Genomic DNA, 20,227 nt, shown 5'->3' with positions numbered 1-20,227 from the left:
ACAGGCTTTGCACCACCAGCAACAGCAATATCACGCCGGCCAGGATGGACAGGGCGAGGGTCAGGCTCATCGAAGGCATCAGTGGGGTCCCTAGCGAGTTCTTGTGTCAGGCGGATCAAGCGGATTCGGCCATGCCGAGCGCCGCTTCCATGTCTACGGCAACGATGCGCGACACGCCTTGCTCCTGCATGGTCACGCCCACGAGCTGCTGCGCCATCTCCATGGCGATCTTGTTGTGGCTGATGAACAGGAACTGCGTGGCCTGGCTCATCTGCGTCACCAGCCGCGCGTAGCGCTCGGTGTTGGCATCGTCCAGCGGCGCGTCCACCTCGTCGAGCAGGCAAAACGGCGCCGGGTTGAGCAGGAAGATGGCAAACACCAGCGCAATCGCGGTGAGCGCCTTCTCCCCGCCGGAAAGCAGGTGGATGGTGCTGTTCTTCTTGCCCGGCGGCTGCGCCATGACCTGCACGCCGGCATCCAGTATCTCGGAACCCGTCATCACCAGCCGCGCCTGCCCACCGCCGAACAGGCTGGGGAACATGCGCCCAAAGCCCTCGTTGACCCGGTCGAAAGTGGTGGACAGCAGCTCGCGCGTCTCCAGGTCGATCTTGCGGATGGCGTCTTCCAGCGTGTTGATGGCGTCCAGCAGGTCGGCGTTCTGCTTGTCGAGGAAGCCCTTGCGCTCCCGCGCCTCGCCCAGCTCTTCCAGCGCGGCCAGGTTCACCGCGCCCAGGCTGGTGATCTCGCGCTGTATGCGGTCGATCTCCCCTTGCAGGCCCCAGAGCTTGACCTGCCCGGCCTCTATGGAGCGTTGGATGGCGTCCAGATCCGCGTGCGCGTTGGTGAGCTGCTCCAGGTATTGCGCGCCGCCCAAGGTGGCCGCCTGCAGCTCCAGTTGCAGCCGCGTGATCTGGTCGCGCAGCGGCTGCAGGCCGCGCTCGACCAGGAGGCGGCGCTCGTCGGTCTGGCGCAGGCGCAAACTTAACTCGTCGTAGCCGCGGCGCTGCGCGGCCAGGGCCGCCTCGCGCTCGCGCCGCAGCGCCAGCGCCTGCGTCAGGCCTTCCTGCGCGGCGGCGTCGTCCAGCGCGGCCAGGTCGGCGGCCACCTGCGCGGCGGTTTGGGCGTTGTCCTGCAATTGGCGCGCGGCCGTCTCCAGCGCGCGCTGCAGCTCGCCGCGGCGGGCGGCCAGGCTGCGGGTTTCGAACTGCGCCTCCTGCGCGCGGCGCTCCAGCGCGCGCAACTGCTCGCGGGCCTGGGCGACGCGGTTTTCGGCGGCGATGGCGGCTTCCTGCGCGGCGGCTTCGTCTTCCTGGAGCTGGGCCAGTTGAAGGTCCAGCTCCTCGAACTTGGCTTCGTCCTCGGCCTGGCGGGCGGCCAGGGCTTCGAGCTGGGCGTCCAGCTCCTGCACCTCATCCTGCAGTTGCGCCTTGCGGCCGGCGGCGGCCTGGGCCTGCTGGTGCAGCTTGAACCACTCCACGTGCAGCTTGTGGGCCTGCGTCTGCGCCTCCGCCGCGGCGCGGCGCAAGGTGCCGAGCTGGGCCGCGGCTTCGCCATAGGCACTCTCGGCGCGGCGCTGGACCTGCTGGGCGTCCTCCACGGCGCGCGCGGCCTCGGCCTGCGTCGCCTGCAGTTGCTCGATCTCCTGCGCGCGCTGCAGCAGCCCGGCCTGCTCGCTGTCCGGCGCATAAAAGCTCACCGCGAACTGCGAGACGGCGTGGCCCTCGCGGGTGACGATCCACTCGCCGTGCGTGAGGGACTCGCGGTTCCTGAGCGCCTCTTCCAGGTTGCCGGCGGTGTAGATGCCTTCCAGCCAGTCGCCCAAGAGCGCCTGCAGCCCCTTGTCGGTGAGGCGCAGCAGGTCCGCCAAGCGCGGCAGCGTGCGGTGCGTGCTGGGCGTCTCGCCGTCAGGCGCGTGATAGAAGGCCAGCTTGGCCGGCGGGGCGTCGCGCTCGAAGGCACGCACCGTGTCCAGCCGGCCCACGGGCAGCGCCGACAGGCGCTCGCGCAGGGCGGATTCCAGCGCCGTTTCCCAGCCGGGCTCGATGTGGAGCTGCTTCCACAGGCCCTGCAGCCCTTCCAGGCCGTGCTTGGCCAGCCACGGCTTCAGCTTTCCTTCCGTCTGCACCTTTTCCTGCAGTGCGCGCAGCGCCTGCAGCCGGGCCGCCACCTGCGCCTGGCGGGCGTTGGAGGCGTTGACGGCTTCCTGCGCCTCGCGGCGGGCGGTGTCGAGCTGCGGCACCTCCTCGCTCAGCACGTGCAGTTGCTCCTCGGCCTGGGCCTGGGCGGCGGCGGCGTCCTCGCTTTGCTGCTGCAGCCCGGCCAGCAGGTCGGCGTCCGGCACTTCCAGCGCCTTGTGCTCGCCGTGCAGGCGGTCGCGGCGGCTGTTGAGCTGGCGTTGCTGGTCCTGCACGTGGCGGCCGTCGGCGGCCAGCACCTGCAGCTGCTGCTGCACCTGCACCACGCGCTGGCGCTGCGCGGCCACCTTGGCGGCGGCTTGCCGCTGCGCGTCCTCGACGTCGGGCAGGCGCTCGGCCTGTTCCTCGGACTGCGCGGCCAGCACCTCGGCCTGCTCCTCGGCGGCGGCCATCTTCTCGGCGATGGTCTCCAGCTCCTCGGCGGCCTGCTCGCGGCGCGCGGCCCATTGGGCGTCCTGCGCGCGCAGCTCGTTGAGGCGCGCTTGGGCGCGGTCGCGGCCCTCGGCCACGTAGCGGATGCGCTCCTCCAGCCGGCTCACTTCCAGCGCGGCGTCCGACAGCTTGCCCTGCTCCACGTGCAGCGCGTCGCTGGCGGCGAAGTGCGCGCCCTTGACCTCTTCCAGCTCGGCTTCGACCTGCGCCAGCTCTTCCATGCGCTGTGCCAGCACACCTTGCGCCTCGGCGATAGCGGCCTTGACGCGCTCCTCCTCGACGCTGGCGTCGCGGTGCTTCAGGAACCAGAGCTGGTGCAGCTTGAGCGTGCCCTGCTCCTGCAGCGTCTTGTAGCGGGAGGCGACCTCGGCCTGCTTTTCCAGCTTGCTCAGGTTGGCGGCCAGCTCGCGCAGGATGTCTTCGACGCGCAGCAGGTTCTCGCGCGTGTCGCGCAGCCGCAGCTCGGTCTCGCGGCGGCGCTCCTTGTACTTGGAGACGCCGGCGGCCTCTTCGAGGAAGAGGCGCAATTCCTCCGGCTTGCTCTCGATGATGCGGCTGATGGTGCCCTGGCCGATGATGGCGTAGGCGCGCGGCCCCAGGCCGGTGCCCAGGAACACGTCCTGCACGTCGCGCCGGCGCACGGGCTGGTTGTTGATGTAGTAGCTGCTGGTGCCGTCGCGGGTGAGCACGCGCTTGACGGCAATCTCGCCGTAGCGGCTCCAGGGGCCGCCGGCCCGCCCGGTGGCGTTGTCGAACACCAGCTCGACGCTGGCACGGCTGGCAGGCTTGCGGTTGCCGGAGCCGTTGAAGATGACGTCCTGCATGGACTCGCCACGCAGCTCGCTGGCCTTGGACTCGCCCAGCACCCAGCGCACCGCGTCCATGATGTTGGACTTGCCGCAGCCGTTGGGGCCCACCACGCCGACGAGCTGGCCCGGCAACTGGAAAGTGGTCGGTTCGGCGAAGGATTTGAAACCGGAGAGCTTGATCTGGTTGAGCCGCATGCAGCACCGCAGCCCGCGCTGGCTGGCGATTCACGCCAGCCGCAGGCCAAGTAGTTGATTCCTAAGGGAAATTAGCGCCGGCGCGCCAGGCGAAAGCGGGCCGGATGATACCATCGCGCCCCTCGCCGCCCGGGCGGCTACGAATCCTTTCGAATTACCCCTCCCCATGCCCAGCAAGACCGCGGCGCCCGCCGCCAAGAAGGCCGCCCCCGCGCGCAAGAGCGCAGCCGGCGCCGCCAAGACCGCCGCCACCTCCCGCAAGAAGACGTCCGTGGCCGAGTCGCTGCCGGCCAGCCGCCAGCGCCAGATGCCGCCCAACCCGCCCAGCGCGCCGAGCAAGGAGCTGCACGTCTTCCCGAATCCGGCACCGCAGCGCGACTACGTGATCCAGTTCCAGGTGCCGGAGTTCACCTGCCACTGCCCGCTCACCGGCCAGCCGGACTTCGCGCACTTCACCATCGACATGATCGCGGACGAGCTTTGCGTGGAGCTCAAGAGCCTGAAGATGTACTTCTGGAGCTACCGCGACGAAGGCGCCTTCCACGAGAAGGTGACCAACACCATCCTCGAAGACATCGTCAAGGCCTCGCAGCCGCGCTTCATCCGCATCACGGCCAAGTGGTACGTGCGCGGCGGCATCTACACCAACGTGGTCGTGGAGCACCGCAAGCGCGGCTGGAAGCCCCAGCCCCGCGTGGACCTGCCCAGCCACGCCGAAGAACGCGGCCTGCTGTGATGGCCCGGCCGCACGACAACGCCGCCGCCGCGCCGGCCGCCGAGGCCGCGCCGCCCGTGGTCGTGCGGCCGCCCTGGCAGAAGTTCGACGTGCTGGTGCAGCGCAGCCGCATCGACGGCCACGGCGTCTTCGCCAAGGAGCCCATCCCGCCGCGCGTGAAGATCGGCGAGATACGGGGCGAGTCCATCAGCGTCGAGGCCGCGCGCATACGCGCCACCCGCTACGAGCGCGTGATGATCGTGGAGGTGTCGGAGAAGAAGGCCATCGACTTCCACCGCTCCACCGACCCCATGCGCTTCACCAATCACTCCTGCTCGCCCAACGCGCGGCTGTGCATACGCCAGGGGCGCGTGGAGTTCTACGCCGTGCGCGCGATCGCGCCGGGCGAAGAGATCACCGTCTCCTACGGCGAGACCCACCACGAGGGCAAGCTGCGCTGCCAGTGCGGCGCGGCCAATTGCGTGGGCAAGCTCTGATGCCCATACGCCGTAGCGACTGAAATTGCCTCGTCATCCCGGCGAAGGCCGGGATCCACGAACACCGGGCAGCATCCCGGCCAACGTGGATGCCGGCCTTCGCCGGCATGACGGGGGAAAATTTCAGCTTCGATCAGAAGGTCGAATGCCACTTTGCGCCGCGCAGGCGCCACCACCCGCACCACCATGAACCCGCTGCTCCAACGCCTCAATCCCTATCCCTTCGAACGGCTACGCGCGCTCACCAAGGACATCGTCCCGAACAAGGATTTGAGGCCCATCAGCCTGGGCATTGGCGAGCCCAAGCACGCGACGCCGGCGCTGGTGGAAAAGGCGCTCATGGGCAACCTGCACGAACTGTCGGGCTACCCGCCCACCGCCGGCAGCCCCGCGCTGCGCGAGGCCTGCGCCGCCTGGATGCAGCGCCGCTACGGCGTGGCGCTGAACGCCGCCACGCAGGTACTGCCGGTCAACGGCTCGCGCGAGGCGCTGTTCGCGCTGGCGCAGACCGTCATCGACCCCAACAAGCCCGGCGCCACGGTGGTCTGCCCCAACCCCTTCTATCAAATCTACGAAGGCGCCGCGCTGCTGGCCGGGGCCGACGTGGTGTTCGCCAACAGCGACCCCGCGCGCAACTTCGCGCCGGACTGGTCCGCCATCGACGAGGCCACCTGGTCGCGCACGCAACTGCTCTACGTCTGCTCGCCCGGCAACCCCACCGGTGCCGTCGCGCCGCTGGAAGAGTGGAAGATGCTCTTCGAGCTCAGCGACCGCCACGGCTTCGTCATCGCCAGCGACGAGTGCTACTCGGAGATCTACTTCCGCGACGAGCCGCCGCTGGGCGCGCTGCAGGCCGCCAAGCTCCTGGGCCGCGACGACTTCAGGCGCCTCATCGTCTTGACCAGCCTGTCCAAGCGCTCCAACGTGCCCGGCATGCGCTCGGGCTTCGTGGCGGGTGACGCAGGCATATTGAAAGACTTCCTGCTCTACCGCACCTACCACGGCAGCGCCATGAGCGGCGTGGTGCAGGCCGCCAGCATCGCGGCCTGGGGCGACGAGGAGCACGTCATCGAGAACCGCGCGCTCTACCGCAAGAAATTCGAGCTGGTCACGCCGCTGCTGGCCGAGGTGCTGGACGTGAAGCTGCCGGACGCGAGCTTCTACCTGTGGGCCGCCGTGCCGGGCGGGGACGACATCGCCTTCAGCCTGGCGCTGCTCGCTCAATACAATGTCGCCGTGCTGCCGGGCAGCCTGCTCGCCCGCGATGCGCACGGCATCAACCCGGGGCGCGGACGCATACGCATGGCCCTGGTGGCGGGTGTCGAGGAATGCCTCGAAGCCGCCCAGCGCATCGTCGCGTTCACGCGCGACTACAGCCGCACTCTCACCAGCGCCGCTTCAATCAACTAAATCCCTCCAAGGACTGCCATGAGCCAGCAACTGCAATCCGTCATCGACGCCGCGTGGGAAGACCGCGCCACCCTGTCGCCCGCCAACGCCCCCGCCGAGGTGCGCGAGGCCGTGGAGACGGTGATCGCCGACCTCAACGCCGGCCGCCTGCGCGTGGCCACCCGCGAGGGCGTGGGCCAGTGGACGGTGCACCAGTGGATCAAGAAGGCGGTGCTGCTGAGCTTCCGCCTCAAGGACAACCAGATCATTCGCGCCGGCGACCTGGGCTTCTACGACAAGGTGGACACCAAGTTCGCCACCGCCCCCGAAGAGGAAATGCGCGCCAGCGGCGTGCGCGTGGTGCCCCCGGCCGTCGCCCGCCGCGGCAGCTTCATCGGCCGCGGCGCCGTGCTGATGCCCTCCTACGTGAACATCGGCGCCTACGTGGACGAAGGCACCATGGTCGACACCTGGGCCACCGTCGGCTCCTGCGCGCAGATCGGCAAGAACGTGCATCTGTCGGGCGGCGTCGGCATCGGCGGCGTGCTGGAGCCGCTGCAGGCCAACCCCACCATCATCGAAGACAACTGCTTCATCGGCGCGCGCTCCGAGGTGGTGGAAGGCGTGATCGTGGAAGAGAACTCCGTGATCAGCATGGGCGTCTACATCGGCCAGAGCACCAAGATCTACGACCGCGCCACCGGCGAAGTGACGTATGGCCGCATCCCCGCGGGCTCCGTGGTGGTCAGCGGCAACCTGCCCAGCGCCGACGGCAAGTACAGCCTGTACTGCGCCGTGATCGTGAAGAAGGTGGACGCGCAGACCCGCGCCAAGACCAGCATCAACGAGTTGCTGCGCGCCTGACGCGCCGCATCCCCGCGCCGGCCGGCCCTCTCGTGCCGCCGGCCAGGCCGGCCCAACACCTGGGCCGGCGTTGGGCCTGACTGAAGGCCGGCGTGGGGCCTTGTCGTTCCCCATCGCCTGCCCCTCGGCCCAACCATGACCACCACCCTTGAACTCGCCGAGGCGCTCGTCGCGCGCCGCTCCGTCACGCCGGAGGACGCCGGCTGCCAGGCCCTGATCGCCCAACGGCTGCAGGCCCTGGGTTTCGAATGCGAGCTGCTGCAGCACGGCCCGGACGATTTCCGCGTCGCCAACCTGTGGGCCATTCGCCGCGGCACGCAGCCGGGCTGCGCCTTCGCCTTCGCCGGCCACACCGACGTGGTGCCGCCGGGCCCGCTGGCGCAGTGGACCTCCGACCCCTTCGTCCCCTCGCACCGGGCAGGGAAGCTCTACGGCCGCGGCACGGCGGACATGAAGACCTCCATCGCCGCCATGGTGGTCGCGGTGGAGGAGTTCGTCGCCGCGCAGCCGGAGCACGCCGGCTCCATCGCCTTCATGATCACCAGCGACGAGGAGGGCCCGGGCACCGACGGGACGATCCGCCTCGTAGAGCTGCTGCAGCAGCGCGGCGAGCGGCTGGATGCCTGCATCGTGGGCGAGCCTACCTCGGTCAACAAGCTGGGCGACATGATCAAGAACGGCCGCCGCGGCTCGCTCTCGGGCAGGTTGCGCGTGCTGGGCGTGCAGGGCCACATCGCCTACCCGCAGCTCGCGCGCAACCCGCTGCACGAGCTGGCGCCTGCGATGGCCGAGCTGGTCGCCATGCAGTGGGACCAAGGCAACGAGCACTTCCCGCCCACGAGCTTCCAGATCTCCAACTTGCACGCCGGCACGGGCGCGGGCAACGTGATCCCGGGCGAGGCCGTCGTGGACTTCAACTTCCGTTTCAGCACCGAGAGCACGGCCGAGGGCCTCAAGCGCCGCGTGGTGCAGGTGCTGGAGCGCCACGGCCTGCAGTACGAGCTGAGCTGGGCCCTGAGCGGCAACCCCTTCCTCACGCGCGAAGGCTCGCTGTGCACGGCGCTGGCCGGCGCCATCGCGGACGAAACGGGCTTGAAGACCGAGCTGTCCACGACCGGCGGCACCTCGGACGGCCGCTTCATCTCCAAGATCTGCCCGCAGGTGGTGGAGTTCGGCCCGCTGAACGCCACCATCCACAAGATCGACGAGCACGTCGAGACGGCGAGCATCGAGGTGCTCAAGAACGTTTATCGGCGGACGCTGGAGCGGCTGCTGGCGACGGCGACGGCGACGGCGCCGGACGCGGCTTGAGGCCATGACGCCGACGTCCCCTCGCCAGCAAGGGCGTCACGCACCCCACTTCGTCATTCCCGCGCAGGCGGGAATCCAGGCGGCCCCACGCCAGAGCGCAGAGAAGCGGCAGGACCGCCACCATGTCGGCCTCGTCGTGCCGGCCCATGCGCCTTCGGCCCGCTTGGGGACCGCCTGGATTCCCGCCTTCGCGGGAATGACGGATCAGGGGGGTGCTGCGTGCCAGTCTCCGGCTGGCACCTGCCGAGCCTTCTCGGACCGATATCACTGATTGACCCCATGAAACTCATCACCCTCCTGGAGCACAACGCCCAGCGCATGGAAGACGCCGGCCTGAGCTTCGGCCACGGCACCACCAACGCCTTCGACGAGGCCGTGTGGCTGACGCTGTGGAAGCTGGGCCTGCCCCTGGACGACCTGGACGGCGTGGCCGAGCGCGAGCTCAGCGGCGACGAGACCGCCGCCGTCAACGCCCTGGTGGACGAGCGCATAGCCACCCGCAAGCCCGCCGCCTACCTGACCAAGGAAGCCTGGCTGCAGGGCGTGCCCTTCTACGTGGACGAGCGCGTGATCGTGCCGCGCTCGCTCATCGCCGAGCCCCTGGCCGACGGCACGCTGGACGCCTGGCTGAGCGCCGACACCCGCCGCGTGCTGGACCTGTGCACCGGCAACGGCAGCCTGGCCGTGCTCAGCGCCCTCGCCTGGCCGGAAGTCGAGGTGGACGCCGCCGACCTGAGCCCCGAGGCGCTGGAAGTCGCCCGCATCAACGTGCAGCGGCATGAGCTGGCCGAACGCATCCGGCTGCGCCTGGGCGACGGCCTGCAGGCGGCCGACGGCGCCTACGACCTGATTCTCTGCAATCCGCCTTACGTAAACTCCGAGAGCATGGCGGCCCTGCCGCCGGAATACCGCGCCGAGCCGGCGCTGGCCCTGGCCGGCGGCACGGACGGCATGGATTTCGTGCGCCGCCTGCTGCGCGACGTGCCCGCCCACCTCACGCCGCACGGCGTGCTGGTGCTGGAGATCGGCAACGAGCGCCAATACTTCGAGGACGCCTTCCCGCACCTGGGCCCGGCCTGGCTGCCCACCAGCGCCGGCGACGACCAAGTGCTGCTGCTCACGCGCGAAATGCTCACCGAGCTGGTACAGCCGCCCAAGGAAGCCCAGGAACCCAAGGAGGCCGGCCAGTGATCACGCTGCGCAACGTCACCCTGCGCCGCGGGGCCAAGGTGGTGCTGGAAGGCGCCAACGTCGTCCTCAACCCCGGCGAGAAGGCCGGCCTGGTGGGCCGCAACGGCGCGGGCAAATCCAGCCTGTTTTCGCTCATGGCCGGCCGGCTGCACGCCGACGCGGGCGATTTCGAGATGCCGCCGACCTGGCGCCTGGGCGAAGTCGCGCAGGCCATGCCGGAGACGGAGCAGCCCGCCACCGATTTCGTGCTGGACGGCGACATCCCGCTGGTGGAGGCGCGCGACGCCCTGGCCGCCGCCGAGTCCGGCAACGACGGCCACGCCATCGCCGAGGCGCACGTCAAGCTGGAGGAGGCCGGCGCCTTCGACGCGCGCGCCCGCGCGCAGGCGCTGCTGCTGGGCCTGGGCTTCAAGCTCCAGCAGCTCGACGCCCCGGTGAACAGCTTCTCCGGCGGCTGGCGCATGCGCCTGCAGCTCGCCCGCGCACTGATGTGCCCGGCCGACCTGCTGCTGCTGGACGAACCCACGAACCACCTGGACCTGGACGCCCTGGTCTGGCTGGAAGGCTGGCTGCAGCGCTTCAAGGGCACGCTGCTGGTGATCTCGCACGACCGCGAATTCCTGGACGCCATCACCGGCGTGACGCTGCACCTGGAGGACGCCAAGCTCGACCGCTACGGCGGCAACTACTCGGCGTTTGAGGGCATGCGCGCCGAGCGCTTGAGCCAGCAGGCCTCGGCCTACGAGCGCCAGCAGGACAAGATCGCCCAGCTCCAGCGTTTTATTGATCGCTTCAAAGCCAAGGCCACCAAGGCGAAACAGGCCCAGAGCCGTGTGAAGGCCTTGGACCGCATGGAAAAGCTGGCGCCCGTGCTCACGGCCAGCGATTTCTCCTTCCAGTTCCGCGAGCCGGTGAGCCTGCCCAACCCCATGCTCAGCCTGCGCGCCATGGAGTGCGGCTATCCGCAGGAGGACGGCGGCTCGGTGACCATCGTGCGCAACGTCAACCGCACGGTGCTGGCGGGGCAGCGCATCGGCATCCTGGGCGCCAACGGACAAGGCAAGTCCACTCTGGTGAAGACGGTGGCGCGCGAACTCTCGCCCATCGCCGGCACCATGACCGAGGGCAAGGGCCTATCCATCGGCTACTTCGCGCAGCAGGAAATGGATTTATTGCACGGCGAGGACACGCCGCTGTCCCACATGATCCGCCTGGCCAAGGTCGTGAGCCCGCAGGCACGCGAGCAGGAGCTGCGCGATTTTCTCGGCCAGTTCCGCTTCGGCGGCGAGATGGCGGCGCAGCCCATAGGCACGCTCTCTGGCGGCGAAAAGGCGCGCCTGGTGCTGGCCAGCCTGGTCTGGCAGAAGCCCAACCTGCTGCTGCTGGACGAACCGACGAACCACCTGGACCTGACGACGCGCGAAGCGCTGTCCATGGCGCTCAACGAGTTCGAGGGCACGGTGATGCTGGTCAGCCACGACCGCGCCCTGCTGCGCGAGGTGTGCGACGAGTTCTGGCTGGTGAGCCGCGGCGGCGTCGAACCCTTCGACGGCGACCTGGACGACTACCAGCGCTGGCTGCTGGACCAGGCCAAGGAAGCCGCCCGCGCGCTGAAGGACGCCGCGTCGGCCGAAGCGGCGGCCATTGCGGCGGCTTCGCCGGACGGCGCCCCGGTCAACCGCAAGGAAGAGCGCAAGGCGGCGGCCGCGCAGCGGCAGAAGCTCAACGAGATGGCCAAGCCGCTCAAGAACGAGCTGAAGAAGGTCGAAACCCGCCTGTCCACCGCCACCACCGAACGCGACAACGCCCTCGCTGCCCTGGGCGCCGCCGATTTGTCCCCTCAGCAGCGCGCCGACGCGGGGCGGCAATTGAAGGCGCTGGAAGACGAGATCGAGGAATTGGAAATGCGGTGGCTGGAATTGGGGGAGCAGTTGGAGCAGTTGGCGGGGTGAGGGTTATCCGGATTTCATACCCCATTTGGAAAATCCACGGGTTTCCACAAATCAGCAGGTAGAGCTTGAGTTGGGGTTGCCGTTCGCTGCAGGAACGGCACAAGGAAGTCGTAGAGGCAGCAAGAAAAATCTTTGCCTTGTGCGAATCCTTTTCCGCCCCGGCCTCCTCTTGTCCCCCGAAGCCACTCCCGGCTTCGCCACAAGAGGCCCTCCATGCTCTACCTGAAAAACATGTCCACTCCCCACCGCCTGGCCCGCGTGCTGCTGGCCCTTGCCGGCGTCGTGCTGCTGCTGGCCGGCGTGCTGGGCAAAACGCTGCTGCTGCCCGTGGGCGCCGTGCTGCTCGTCCTGGCCCTCACCGGCCTGGTCGGCTGGTGCCCCATGTGCGCCCTCGTGGATTTCAGTCGCGGCCGGCGCTGAGCATGTCGGCCTTCAGCGACACCCTGGTCAGCCAGGCCATGCAGGGCGACGCGCTCGCCCTCGAAGGACTGCTGCGCAGGACTCAGCCCGACCTGCGCCGCTACGCCCGCCGCTTCTGCCTCGCCGCCGACGTGGACGACGCGGTGCAGGAGTCGCTGATCCGCATCACCCAGCGCCTGCCCCAACTGCGCGCCGCCGCCGCGCTCTCGGGCTGGCTCATGACCATGGTGCGGCGCGAGTGCTTGCGCCTGGCCCGCAGGGTCTGGCGGGAGGAGCCGTCCGACGAGCAACTGCTCGCCCAACTCGCCACCCGCGCCGAGGATGGCCTGCGCCTGGACCTCGCCCGCGCGCTGGAATCCCTGCCCGCCCACCACCTCGAAATCGTGCTGCTGCGCGACTTCGAGGAGCTCTCGCTACAAGACATCGCCCAGCGCACCGGCGAGTCCATCGCCTGCATCAAGAGCCGGCTGCACAGGGCGCGGACCCTGGTGCGCGAATACCTCGCCACCGCGGCCTGAGCCGGCCTTGAAACCCGTCGTCCGGCCCCCGCACCCAGCGCCGGCCGGACGGCCAGGTCCATCAGCGCCCGCCGATTTCGAAATTTCCGAATATTTTGAACCCGAGTATCAACAAACCGCATTCAGATATTTGACATATATTTATCAAACCGAAAACTCGGCAATAACGAGTAATATTTACCTGACAACAGGCCATTCAATAATTAATTTCTCTGTCGGCTGCCTGCGCAGCCCCACGCCCACGCGTGGCCCTCCCCTGCACCGGAGAAACCGGATGAACAAGTACCTCGCGGAGTTCGTTGGGACGTTCTGGCTGGTCTTGGGCGGCTGCGGCAGCGCGGTGATCGCGGCGGCCTTTCCGCACTTGGGCATTGGCCTCGTGGGCGTCTCGCTCGCCTTCGGCCTCACCGTGCTCACCATGGCCTACGCCATAGGCCACATCTCGGGCTGCCACCTCAACCCGGCCGTGTCCGTGGGCCTGTGGGCCGGCGGTCGCTTCCCGGCCAGGGAGGTGCCGCCCTACGTCGTCGCCCAGGTGCTGGGCGCGATATTCGCCGGCGCGGTGCTGTACTTCATCGCCAGCGGCAAGGAGGGGTTCAGCCTCTCCGGCGGGCTGGCCTCCAACGGCTATGCGGCGCATTCGCCCGGCGGCTACTCGCTCATGACGGCCGCCGTCACCGAGGTGGTGCTCACCATGATGTTCCTCATCGTCATCATGGGCGCCACCGACAAGCGCGCACCGGCCGGCTTCGCGCCCATCGCCATCGGCTTCTGCCTGACGCTGATCCACCTCATCAGCATCCCGGTCACCAACACTTCGGTGAACCCGGCGCGCAGCACGGGCGTGAGCCTCTTCGTCGGCGGTTGGGCGCTGGAGCAGCTCTGGCTGTTCTGGATAGGCCCGCTGGCCGGCGGCGTGCTCGGCGCCCTGCTCTACCGCTTCATGGGCACCGACCCGGCCGAGCGTGAAACCGCCGGCGTGCAACCCAAGGCCGCCGCGCACGCCTGAACCCGGCACAGCGATCCGCCTGCACGGCGGCAGCAAGGGTGCCCCGGCATGATGGCGAGCCCCCCACGCCGCTGCGCGCCCACCTTGCCTGCATCACGCCCGTCCCGCCTCAGCCGGCGCCGCCTCGTCCTCGCGGCGGCGCTGGCCCCCGCCTGCACCCCACTGGCCGCCCGCGAGGCCTGCCCCGGCTGGCCGCTGTGGTCGGCCTACGTGCAGAAGTTCGTCCAGGACGACGGCCGCGTCATCGACGACCAGCACCAGACCCGCTACACCACCTCCGAGGGCCAGGCCTACAGCCTCTTCTTCGCCCTGGTCGCCAACGACCGCGAGCGCTTCGACACCCTGCTGCAATGGACGGACCGCCACCTCGCCCAAGGCGAGCTGGGCGAGCGCCTGCCCGGCTGGCGCTGGGGCCGCCACGACGACGGCCAGTGGACGCTGCTGGACGCCAACGCCGCCGCCGACGCCGACCTCTGGCTCGCCCATACGCTGTTCGAGGCCGCGCGGCTGTGGCGCGAGCCGCGCCATCGCACGCTGGCCACGCGGCTGCTGGCGCGCATACGCGAGCAGGAAGTGGTGGAAGTGCCGGGCCTGGGGCCGACCGTCCTGCCCGGCCCGCAGGGCTTCAGGCTGGACGGCGGCGTGCTGCGCCTGAATCCGAGCTACCTCGCCGTGCACCAGTTGCGCGGCCTGGCGCGGGAAGACGCCTCCGGCCCCTGGGACGCCATCGCCGCCGGCACCCCGAAGCTGCTGGCCGCCATCGCGCCGCGCGGCTTCGTCCCGGACTGGACGCTCTACGCCGACAAGCTGGGCTGGCACGTGGACGCGTCCTCGCCACCCCTGGGGAGCTGGGACGCCATCCGCAGCTGCCTTTGGGCCGGCCTGCTGCACGCGGACGACCCGTTGAAAGCCCGCCTCATGCACCTCACCCGCGGCATGGCCGCGCTGCTGCAGTCCGGCAAGGAGCTGCCGCAGCAGGTGCGCACCGACACCGGCGCCCCGCAAGGCGCGGCCCCGGCCGGCTTTTCGGCGGCGCTGCTGCCCTGGCTGCAGTCCGGCCAGCGGCCCTGGCTGCTGACGGGGCAGTTGGAGCGGCTGCGCTCCCTGAGCGCCGACGGCCTGCGCTGGCCCGCCGGCTGCACCGCCGGCCTCGTCGGCCAGCCGCCCACCTACTACGACCAGGCGCTGGCGCTGTTCGGCACGGGGTTCGTCGAGGGGCGGTTTGCGTTCGACCGCGCCGGGCGCTTGACGGTGGCCTGGGCACGTTAAGCGACCGAACGGGCCACGCTTGGCGTACTTGTAGGCGGCCCGCCCCTCACATCGACTTCGCCACCCCCAGCGCGATGTACGGCTCCTCGCTCCCATCCCGCGCGCGCAGCCGCCCCGCGCTCAGCTCCAGCGACAGCCCCGACGCCAGCGAGCGCGCCCCGAACAGCCCAACGCCCACCTGGCGGTAGCTTTCGCCGGAGGACAGCGTGGATTCCACGCCCACACGCCAGCCCAGCGCCGCCGGCCGCGCACCCAGTCGCGCACGCACGTAGCGGCTGTTGGGCCCGGCGCTGTAGGACGCCAGCACGTCGGCATCCACCGACTGCGTGAACGCCTGCCGCGCGATGAGCTGCGGCGTGAACGCCCAATGCGTGCCGCGCACATCGCTGCCCGGGTCCACCGGGCTCAGCCGCGTGTAGCGCAGCCCAATGCCCGCCGACAGCTCCAGCGATGAGCGCTCGCCGCTCCACGCCCGGCCAATCGCGTATTCCAGCCCCGGCGCGCGCGCGTGCACGCTGCGCGTGCTGCCCTGCAGCGTCGTGTCGTAGCGGTAGGTCAGCATGCTGGCCACCGAGCGCTGGAACCAGCCCTCGCCCAAGCGCGCGCCCGCAAACGGCTTGATCAGGCCCGCATACGCATAGCCGCCCAAGGACGAGGCCTGCACCCCGCCAATGAACAGCGGCGCCGCCTCCTGTGCCTGCGCCTGCGCGCCCCCATGCAAGGCCGCCAGCAGGCCCATCACGGCCAGGCCGCGGCCCAGGCGGTTGAGGTTGGAATTCACTCGTTCGCTCATCGTCTCGTCTTGGTGTTGGGGGAGGGTCAAGCCTTGTCGTCATGCCGCCGCGCGGGCTGCGCGGGCAGGTGGCGGCGGCGGTAGCGTGCCAGCGACGTGCGCAGCAGCCACACCACCGAGCCCAGCAGCACCAGCAGGAAGGACAGCGCCCACCACGGGTACTGCGAAATCCACAGGCCCAGGCCGCCGCGCAGCGAGTAGGCGGTGAAGGGCGCGTCGTCCGGCGTCACGGTCTGCAGCGGCTCCTCGCCCGCGCGCCACAGCGCCACGCTGCCCTTGAGCTGGCTCCACGCGCCATGGCCCACGAGCTGGCGCATGCCGGCCTCCAGCGCCGCGGCGTCCAGCGCGGTGAACACCGTCACCGGCTCGCCCTTGTCGAGCGTGGTCACCGCCGCACTGCGGCCCTGCAGCGCCGGCGCCACCGCCGCTTGGGCCGAGAGCGTGCCCGGCGCGGCGCCGAAGGCGTCCACCTGGTCGCGCAGCGCCAGCAGCACCTGGCCCTCGCGCACGGGCACGTCGCTGGTCTGGATCAGCGGCACGGGCACGTCCAGCCCGCCCTGCGCGTCCAGCCCCGCGGCGCGCCGCACGGCGTCGGGCAAGCCGCCCACGGGGCCCACCCACACGTGGTTGGTCACGCCCTGGGCCGCGCCCACCGTGAGCTGCGTGCGCAGCAGCGGGCCGCGGAACACCTGCGCCAGCTTGGACAGCAGCGTCAGCCCCGCGCCCACCGTGGCGTCCTGCGCGTCGGTGAGCTGCACCGCCATGCCCACGCCCACGGGCACGTCCGGCATGGGCCGACCGCTGTAGGCCAGCAGCCCCAGGTCCGGCCGCTGCAGCGGGCTGCCGCCAAAGGTCTGCAGCGTCGTGTCCTCGTACACCGTCACCGCCAGGTTGCCGGGGAAGAAGGCCTGGCACTCGCCGCCGTTGTTGCGCGGCACCAGGTTGGGCTGCAGCGTCAGCGTGTTCCAGCCCGGGCGCAGGGCACCCGCGGGCACGGTCACGGCGTAGTTGTCGTAGACGCCGCCGGCCGGGTTGTCCAGCGGGATGGAGCCGTGCATCGTCCCGTTGGCCACCACGTTGAGCGCCGACTGCGGCGCCATGCCCGCCGCGTAGGCCGCGTGCACGCGCACCTGCACCCGCCCCTGCCACGCCGGGTTCCAGAAGCGCACCGACGCGCCGCCGCTGCCGCCCATGCCCACCAGCGTGACGGTCCTGAAGCCCTGGGCGCTCAGCGGAAAGGCCTGCGTGGCCGGGCGCAGCGACGCCGCCGCCCCCGTCACCGAGCCCAGCGGCGGCATGCGCAACTGGCTCACCGTGGCCCACGGCTTGTCCGGCCAGGGCATGCGCGGCATGGCAAAGGCGCGGGCGATCTGCTCCAGCCCCGCCGCGTCCTGCGCGGCCAGGACGAGCAGGAAGCGCCCCTCGTCCCCCGGCAGCCGCCGCAGCACCGCCACCGGCGCGCCGCCGGAGGGCAAGGGCACGCCGGCCAGCATGGGCGCCATCTGCGCCAGCGTGCCCACGGCCACGCCGCCGCGCGCCCCCGGCGGCAGGGCCTCGGCCACGGCCTCCAGCCGCGCCGGCAGCCGCGCGCTGCCCACGCGCACGGGCAGGTAGTCGTAGCGCTGGCCTATGCCCTGCGCCACCAGGCTCAGCGCGGACAGCACCCCGGCGTCCGGCGCCGCGGCGGTGAACACGGGCACCAGCGGCGCCTCGTCCCAACTGCGCTTGTCGAACAGCTCGTCGAGCCGGTCCAACCGCAGCGGCACCGCGCGCGGCGCGGCACGCACCACGAAGCGCGAGGCCACCGGGTCGATCTGCGTCCACAGCTCCGGCGCCATGGGGTACTCGCAGCGCTCGTGGTAGTGCTGCGCAAAGGCCAGCCGCACCTCGTTGTAGCCCTCGTGCAGCAGGCTCACCGGCAGCGCGACGGACAGGCGCAGCGCGCTCTGACCGGCCAGGCGCTGCTGCGCCACCACGCGGCCGTTGAGCTCCACCGCCACTTGCGAGCTGTTGATGAGCGCCTGCGACGCCGTGCCCACCAGCTCCAGCACCACCTCGCTGGCCGACAGCAGCGCCGGCATGGGCAGCGACAGCCGCAGCTCCCCCTGCACGCCCTGCACGCGCAGCGGCGCCGTGTCGCCCGTGAAGCGCGACAGCGGCAGCGACCACGTGGTGGCCACGGCACCGGCGGCCACGGGGGTGGCCGAAGGCGCGGGCGCCGCCGCCGGTGCTTCGCCCGGCACCGCCTGCTGCGCCACGGCGGGCAGCGCGCACAGGCCCGCCGCCATGCCCACGGCCGCTCCCGCCGCCCGCGCGGCCCGCCACCAGCGCCGCAATTCGTTCATCTCAAGCCTCATGGCTGTGCCCATCCATCGTTCTCCGCTTGTCTCGCCGCTGCGCCGCCCGGGCCCGCTGGCGCTGCACCCACAGCTCGCGCAGGTGCAGCAGGTGGTCCAGCCCGTCGGTGAGCGCGTGCCTGAACAGCGCCACCAGGCTGCGCAACACGCTGCGCCCGGCATGGCGGCGGCGGTTGTTGGCCACCAGCACCTCGCTGGAGCCAAAGGCCACGTCCACCGCCAGCCGCTCCTGCAGCACGTTGTCGAAGGCGTAGCGCAGGCCCACGCCCACGCTACCGTCGCGCCGCGGCCTCACGCCCAGCACGGTGGCGTGCAGCCGGCGCTGGCGCCCCGGCAGCTCCACGTCCACGCGCAGCCCCGGCGCCAGGCCGCCAAAGCCCTCAGGCCGCGGCGACAACTGCACGCCCAAGCCGGTGGACGAAGCGTCCACCGTCGCGCCCGTCCAGGTGCGCCGCCCGCTGTGCAGCACCACGCCCTCCTCGTGCGGCGCGCGCGGCTCGTTGCGCAACTGCCGGCGCTCGAAGGTGATGCCCAGCACGCCCAGCAGCAGCAGCAAGTCCAGCGCCCCCCAGAACAGGACGAAGGCGATGGCGCCCTGGTTCCACGGCTCGTGCTGCCAGCGGTACAGGCCCGCGAGCACGGCCGCCGCGGTCAGCGCCAGCAGCACGTAGAAAGGTCGCGCCAGCGAGGAGACGAAATCCGCGTCCAGCGTCTCGCCCTTGGGCGTGACCTTGAACGACGGCGCCGTGGGCCTGCGCATGACTTCCCACAGCCCCCGCACCACGTGCACCGACTGCACGATCTCGTAGAGCTGCGACACGAAGGGCCAGCGCACCCGCCCGTAGATGAACTGCGTGCTGGCGAGGGAGCCCAGCAGCGCCGGCCCCGCATAGGCCAGCAACTGGTCCGCCGTGGTGTCGCACAGGTTGATGCCCAGCAGCAGGTAGGCCGGCGGCGCCAGCAGCATGATCAACCTCGCGCCGGCAAAGCCCCAGTAGAAGGCGAAGTTGGTGTACAGGATGCGCTGCACCAGCCGCAGCTTGGGCTGCTTCCACGGGTTCTTGAGCATGAAGATCTGCCACATGCCCTGCCCCCAGCGCACGCGCTGGACGATGAAGCCCGCGAAAGTCTCGGGCTGCAGCCCCGACACCATGGGCCGGTTGTAGTAGGCGGCCTTGTAGCCCAGCGAGAGCGCGTCCAGCGTGGTCTCGGCGTCCTCGGTGATGGTGCGGCCGGAGATGCCGCCCAACTCGTCGATCACGCAACGGCGCAGCACCGCGGCCGAGCCGCAGAAGAAGGACGTGCCCCAGAAGTCCAGCCCCGGCTGCATCACGTCGTAGAACAGCTCGTTCTCCGCCGGCGACTCGTGGTGCGTGTCCAGGTTGCGCTCCAGCGGGTCGGGGCTCACGAAGTTGTGCGGCGTCTGCAGCACGAACAGCTTGGGATCGGCCAGGAAGAAGCCCACCGTGCGCCGCAGGAAGTCGGCCGTGGGGATGTGGTCGCAGTCCAGGATGAGCAGCAGCTCGCCCCGCGCGTGCGCCAGCGCCGCGTTGAGGTTGCCGGCCTTGGCGTGCAGGTTGCGCTCGCGCGTGAGGTAGGTGGCGCCGTAGCGCTCGGCCAGCGCCTTGAGCGATTCGGCGCGGCGCCGCGCGGCGTCGGCGCGCAGCGCATCGGGGTCGGCGAGCTTTTGCGCCGTGCCGCCGTCGTCCAGCACGTACACGCGCAGCTTGTGCGCGGGGTAGTTCAACTGCGTGGCGGCGATGACGGTGGGCCGCAGCACGGCCGCGTCCTCGTTGTAGGTGGGAATGAACACGTCCACCGTGGGCAGCTCGCGCTCGTCGGCCGGCAGCGGCACGCTGCGGCGGTGGAACGGGGCGCTGTTGATCATGAAGCCCAGCACCATGTTCACGAAGCCGTAGGCCTCGGCCAGGAACAGCAGCAGCCCGCCCACCATGGCGGCCATGCCGAACTGCAGCGGCATGGACTCCGTGGCCCGCCAGTGCATGTAGCGCAGCGACAGCAGCGTGCACACGGCAATCACCGTCAGCCGCCACAGCGACTGCGCGCGCAGCGTGTGCGCATGGCGGCCAAAGTAATGGCAGGGCACCAGCGCCGCCAGCAGCGCGCCTGACAACAACAGTTGCGCCTGCAACGTCGTGGGCACCAGCGCCAGCAGGAACAGGACGGACGCCGGCAACAGCCAGGCCAGGTCCTGCACGTGCAGGCCAGGCGTGGCGCGAAGAGGCAGCGTCGGCAAATCGTTCAGCGGATCTTCTCGTTTCATGCAACCCACCCGGGCAGCGCACGGCGC

General features: G+C 70.4%; 15 protein-coding genes. 11 read left to right on the top strand and 4 right to left on the bottom strand.

Going from position 1 to position 20,227, the window contains the following annotated elements; translation table 11 throughout:
* Positions 1 to 115: 115 nt before the first annotated feature.
* The gene (smc, locus tag SM757_RS22590) at positions 116 to 3,631 is read right to left on the bottom strand and encodes a chromosome segregation protein SMC (RefSeq protein WP_322467134.1); all 3,516 of its coding nucleotides are present in this window, start codon (positions 3,629 to 3,631) and stop codon (positions 116 to 118) included.
* Positions 3,632 to 3,938: 307 nt separating this feature from the next.
* Here smc and queF point away from each other — a divergent pair, with 307 nt between their 5' ends.
* The 11 genes from queF to bcsZ all read left to right on the top strand — a co-directional run bounded on the left by queF (position 3,939) and on the right by bcsZ (position 14,766).
* Complete coding sequence (queF, locus tag SM757_RS22585; RefSeq protein WP_066334346.1) at positions 3,939 to 4,367, top strand: preQ(1) synthase; 429 nt, start codon at positions 3,939 to 3,941, stop codon at positions 4,365 to 4,367.
* Positions 4,367 to 4,843, top strand: coding sequence for an SET domain-containing protein (locus SM757_RS22580; RefSeq protein WP_066334171.1), 477 nt, complete (start codon positions 4,367 to 4,369; stop codon positions 4,841 to 4,843). Before queF ends, SM757_RS22580 begins: the two co-directional genes overlap by 1 nt.
* 186 nt (positions 4,844 to 5,029) lie before the next feature.
* Complete coding sequence (gene dapC / locus SM757_RS22575; protein ID WP_066334347.1) at positions 5,030 to 6,253, top strand: succinyldiaminopimelate transaminase; 1,224 nt, start codon at positions 5,030 to 5,032, stop codon at positions 6,251 to 6,253.
* Positions 6,254 to 6,271: 18 nt separating this feature from the next.
* The gene (dapD, locus tag SM757_RS22570) at positions 6,272 to 7,096 is read left to right on the top strand and encodes a 2,3,4,5-tetrahydropyridine-2,6-dicarboxylate N-succinyltransferase (protein ID WP_066334176.1); all 825 of its coding nucleotides are present in this window, start codon (positions 6,272 to 6,274) and stop codon (positions 7,094 to 7,096) included.
* Between the two features lie 135 nt (positions 7,097 to 7,231).
* Complete coding sequence (gene dapE / locus SM757_RS22565; protein WP_322467133.1) at positions 7,232 to 8,407, top strand: succinyl-diaminopimelate desuccinylase; 1,176 nt, start codon at positions 7,232 to 7,234, stop codon at positions 8,405 to 8,407.
* A gap of 279 nt (positions 8,408 to 8,686) precedes the next feature.
* The gene (gene prmB / locus SM757_RS22560) at positions 8,687 to 9,598 is read left to right on the top strand and encodes a 50S ribosomal protein L3 N(5)-glutamine methyltransferase (protein ID WP_322467132.1); all 912 of its coding nucleotides are present in this window, start codon (positions 8,687 to 8,689) and stop codon (positions 9,596 to 9,598) included.
* Positions 9,595 to 11,550: an ABC-F family ATP-binding cassette domain-containing protein gene (locus SM757_RS22555; protein ID WP_066334183.1), complete on the top strand. Its 1,956-nt coding sequence runs from the start codon at positions 9,595 to 9,597 to the stop codon at positions 11,548 to 11,550. The genes prmB and SM757_RS22555 overlap by 4 nt, the downstream gene beginning before the upstream one ends.
* Before the next feature lie 213 nt (positions 11,551 to 11,763).
* On the top strand, positions 11,764 to 11,970 hold the full coding sequence (locus SM757_RS22550; protein WP_322467131.1) for a YgaP family membrane protein: 207 nt from the start codon (positions 11,764 to 11,766) through the stop codon (positions 11,968 to 11,970).
* Between the two features lie 2 nt (positions 11,971 to 11,972).
* Entirely contained in the window at positions 11,973 to 12,488 is a 516-nt protein-coding gene (locus SM757_RS22545; RefSeq protein WP_066334192.1) for an RNA polymerase sigma factor, read from the top strand.
* Between the two features lie 274 nt (positions 12,489 to 12,762).
* Positions 12,763 to 13,497, top strand: a complete 735-nt coding sequence (aqpZ, locus tag SM757_RS22540) for an aquaporin Z (protein WP_066334195.1) — start codon at positions 12,763 to 12,765, stop codon at positions 13,495 to 13,497.
* Positions 13,498 to 13,581: 84 nt separating this feature from the next.
* Positions 13,582 to 14,766, top strand: coding sequence for a cellulose synthase complex periplasmic endoglucanase BcsZ (gene bcsZ, locus SM757_RS22535; RefSeq protein ID WP_322467130.1), 1,185 nt, complete (start codon positions 13,582 to 13,584; stop codon positions 14,764 to 14,766).
* Positions 14,767 to 14,812: 46 nt separating this feature from the next.
* On the opposite strand, the gene bcsS is transcribed toward bcsZ, so the two are convergent.
* The 3 genes from bcsS to bcsA are packed head-to-tail and all read right to left on the bottom strand — an operon-like array spanning position 14,813 to position 20,200.
* The gene (bcsS, locus tag SM757_RS22530; RefSeq protein ID WP_322467129.1) at positions 14,813 to 15,559 is read right to left on the bottom strand and encodes a cellulose biosynthesis protein BcsS; all 747 of its coding nucleotides are present in this window, start codon (positions 15,557 to 15,559) and stop codon (positions 14,813 to 14,815) included.
* Positions 15,560 to 15,585: 26 nt separating this feature from the next.
* Positions 15,586 to 17,904, bottom strand: coding sequence for a cellulose biosynthesis cyclic di-GMP-binding regulatory protein BcsB (locus tag SM757_RS22525; RefSeq protein ID WP_322467128.1), 2,319 nt, complete (start codon positions 17,902 to 17,904; stop codon positions 15,586 to 15,588).
* Between the two features lies 1 nt (position 17,905).
* Positions 17,906 to 20,200 (bottom strand): UDP-forming cellulose synthase catalytic subunit, encoded by a 2,295-nt coding sequence (gene bcsA, locus SM757_RS22520; RefSeq protein ID WP_322467127.1) that lies wholly within the window; start codon positions 20,198 to 20,200, stop codon positions 17,906 to 17,908.
* Positions 20,201 to 20,227 lie beyond the last annotated feature (27 nt).

It is taken from the genome of Azohydromonas lata (assembly GCF_034427735.1).
Lineage (GTDB): Bacteria > Pseudomonadota > Gammaproteobacteria > Burkholderiales > Burkholderiaceae_C > Azohydromonas > Azohydromonas lata.
Note: the sequence above shows the minus strand (reverse complement) of the source record. Positions and strands in the feature narration are given on the sequence as shown.